Source organism: Paracraurococcus ruber (assembly GCF_004353985.1).
Taxonomy (GTDB): Bacteria; Pseudomonadota; Alphaproteobacteria; order Acetobacterales; family Acetobacteraceae; genus Paracraurococcus; species Paracraurococcus ruber.
The window spans coordinates 1-2,906 of sequence record NZ_SMOA01000454.1 but is presented as its reverse complement, the minus strand read 5'-3'; the positions used below and the strand labels follow the sequence as shown (position 1 = coordinate 2,906).

The 2,906-nt window shown below is 74.9% G+C and carries 4 protein-coding genes; 2 read left to right on the top strand and 2 right to left on the bottom strand.

The genetic code is table 11. From position 1 onward, the window contains the following. Positions 1 to 510: GGDEF domain-containing protein (locus E2C05_RS30630; protein ID WP_133223393.1), on the bottom strand; the 510-nt coding region annotated here is incomplete at its 3' end. Between the two features lie 96 nt (positions 511 to 606). Further along, positions 607 to 1,512 (bottom strand): alpha/beta fold hydrolase, encoded by a 906-nt coding sequence (locus E2C05_RS30625; RefSeq protein ID WP_133223392.1) that lies wholly within the window; start codon positions 1,510 to 1,512, stop codon positions 607 to 609. Positions 1,513 to 1,577: 65 nt separating this feature from the next. Here E2C05_RS30625 and E2C05_RS30620 point away from each other — a divergent pair, with 65 nt between their 5' ends. Further along, the gene (locus tag E2C05_RS30620; protein WP_133223391.1) at positions 1,578 to 2,066 is read left to right on the top strand and encodes a DUF192 domain-containing protein; all 489 of its coding nucleotides are present in this window, start codon (positions 1,578 to 1,580) and stop codon (positions 2,064 to 2,066) included. Positions 2,067 to 2,076: 10 nt separating this feature from the next. After that, entirely contained in the window at positions 2,077 to 2,856 is a 780-nt protein-coding gene (locus tag E2C05_RS35300; protein ID WP_133223390.1) for an ABC transporter ATP-binding protein, read from the top strand. Positions 2,857 to 2,906: the final 50 nt, after the last annotated feature.

Genomic DNA, 2,906 nt, shown 5'->3' with positions numbered 1-2,906 from the left:
GGTGCCGCAGACGATCCGGCCGCCGCCTTCGGCCTGCGCCAGGGCCAGGGCGGCGCAGGCCCGGTCCAGCAGGTCGGCGGCGGAACTGCCGGGGCCGCGGCCGAAGGCCAGGCCGACGCTGCAGCCGATCGCCACCGGGCCGGCCCCGGTCGGCACCGGCGCCGAGTCGACCACCCGCTGCAGCCGCTGCGCCGCCCGCCGCGCCTCGCCGCTGAAGGCTTCCGCCAGGCAGATGACGAAGCCCTGCGGCAGCCGCCCGACCAGGTCATGCGTGCGCAACCCGGTCCGCAGCCGGTCGCCGACGCCCAGCAGCACCGCATCCGCCTGGCCCTGGCTGCCGGTGGCGGCCAGGCGGTCCAGCCCGTCCAGCCCGATGGCGAAGACCACCACGCCCGGCCCGCCGCTATCCGACAGGTCGAGCGCCGCCTCGATGAAGCGGCGCATGGCCTGTGGCGTGGCGGTCCCGGTCAGCGGGTCCCGCTGGTCCCCGCATTCGGCTTCGGTCGGCATGGTTTTGGCCCAGCGTGTGTCGGACCCCCATGAAGCCCGTCGCGATTGCCGAAGATTTAACAGCCGCAACGGAACCGTTGCAGCCCGGCGGCGGGGTCAGCCGGCGGGCAGGTCCAGGATGCAGCGGGCGAAGGCCGCCGGCGCCTCCTGCGGCGGGTTGTGGCCGACCTTCGGGATCACCCGCCGCTCATAGGCGCCGGTGAAGAAGCGGGCATGCCCGGCCGAGCCGCCGACCGGCCCGACGCCATCCGTCTCTCCATGCGGCGCGATGGCCGGCACGCGGATGCGCGGCTGCCGCGCCAGCGCCGCCTCCACCGCCTCCAGCGCCGGGTCGCCGGCGGCATAGCCGAAGCGGTGGCGGTAGGACTGGATCACCACCTCGACGAAATCCGGGTTGTCGAAATCGGCGGCGCTGGCGGCGAAGGTCGCGTCGTCGAAGGCCCAGTCGGGCGACCAGAGCCGCCAGAGCAGCCGGGCGATGCCGGCGCGGTTGGCCGCGAGGCCGGCGCGGCCGCGTTCGGTGTGGAAGTAGTACTGGTACCAGTGGCGGTGCTCCTGCTCCGGCGCCGCCGGGTGCACCGCGGCGGCGATGTCCTGGATGTTGTAGCCGGTGCAGGTGACCAGGCCGGCGCAGCGTTCCGGCCACAGGGCGGCGACGATGCAGGCGGCACGGCCGCCCCAGTCATAGCCGGCCAGCACCGCGCGGGGGATGGCCAGGGCGTCCAGCAGGTCCCGCAGGTCCTGCCCCAGCGCCGCCTGCTGGCCGGACCGTGGCGTGTCGCCGCGCAGGAAGCGCGTCGGGCCATAGCCGCGCAGCCAGGGGACGATCACCCGCCGCCCCGCGGCCACCAGCAGCGGCACCACCGCGTCGTAGCCGCGCGGGCTGTAGGGGAAGCCGTGCAGCAGGACCACCGGCGGCCCGTCCGATCGTCCATCCTCTGGCCCATGCGCCTGCCAGGCGATGTCGAGGACCGGGGTGCGGGCGGTGCGGATCGGGCTCATGCGGCGGAGAGTGCCGCCACCCGGGGGGCGTTGGCCAGGGTGCCGGCCGATGGCATGGTGCGGCCATGCTGCATCGCCGCACCCTGCCTGGTCTCGCCCTTGCCTGCCTCGCCCTGTTCCCCGCCCTGGCCCCCGCCCGGGCCCAGAACGCCCCGCAGCCGAAGCTGCCGGAGGAGAGGCTGGTGATCGTCACCCGCGACGGCACGCGGCACGAGTTCCGGGTGGAGATGGCGCTGAGCCCCGAGCAGCAGATGGTCGGGCTGATGTTCCGGCCGAGCGTCGGGCCGCAGGAAGGCATGCTGTTCGACTGGGGCACGCCGCGCGAATCCGCCATGTGGATGCGCAACACCATCACCTCGCTCGACATGCTGTTCATCGCCGCCGACGGGAAGGTGCACCGCATCGCGGAGCGGACGGTCCCCTATTCCCTGGCCTCCATCGAGAGCCGCGGGCCGGTGCGGGCGACCCTGGAACTCGCGGCCGGCACGGCGGAGCGGCTGAACATCCGCGTCGGCGACCAGGTGCTGCAGCGCATCTTCGGCAACGCGCCCTGAGCAGCCCGGCGTGACCGCGGCGCCGATCCTCGAGCTGCGCGGCATCCGCCGCCGCTTCGGCGGCGTGCTGGCGCTGGACGGGCTGGACCTCGCGGTCCGGCGCGGCACGGTCACGGCGCTGGTCGGGCCGAACGGCGCCGGCAAGTCCACCGCCTTCCAGGTCATCTCCGGCGTCATCCGGCCGGATGCCGGGCAGGTGCTGCTGGAAGGCGCCGACATCACCGGCCGTCGGCCGGACCGCATCACCGCCGCCGGCCTGGTCCGCAGCTTCCAGCTTGCCCGTGGCATCCCCCGCCTGACGGTGCTGGAGAACCTGATGCTCTACGGCCAGGCCCAGCCGGGGGAGGCGGTGGCGGCGGCGCTGTTCCGCCCCGGCGCGGTCCGCCGGCGGGAGGACGCGCTGCGGGAGCGGGCCCAGGCGGTGGCGGCCCGGCTGAACCTGACCCGGGTGCTGGACAACCCGGCGGCGGCGCTGTCGGGCGGGCAGAAGAAGCTGCTGGAGATCGGCCGCGCGCTGATGGCCGAACCCCGCCTGCTGCTGCTGGACGAGCCGGTGGCGGGGGTGAACCCGGTGCTGGCGGCCGAGATCGCCGCGCGCATCGCCCAGCTCCGCGACGAGGGGATGACGGTGCTGGTGGTCGAGCATCACATGGATTTCGTCGCCGCGCTCTGCGACCCGGTGATCGTCATGGCGGCGGGGCGGCGGCTGGCCGAGGGACGCTTTCAGGCCATCGCCGCCGATGCGCGGGTGCAGGAAGCCTATATGGGCCGGCGCGCGGTGGCCGCCTGATGCCGGCAGCCGGGGGGATCGGCCGGCCGTCGCCGCCCGGCGCCGGCGGG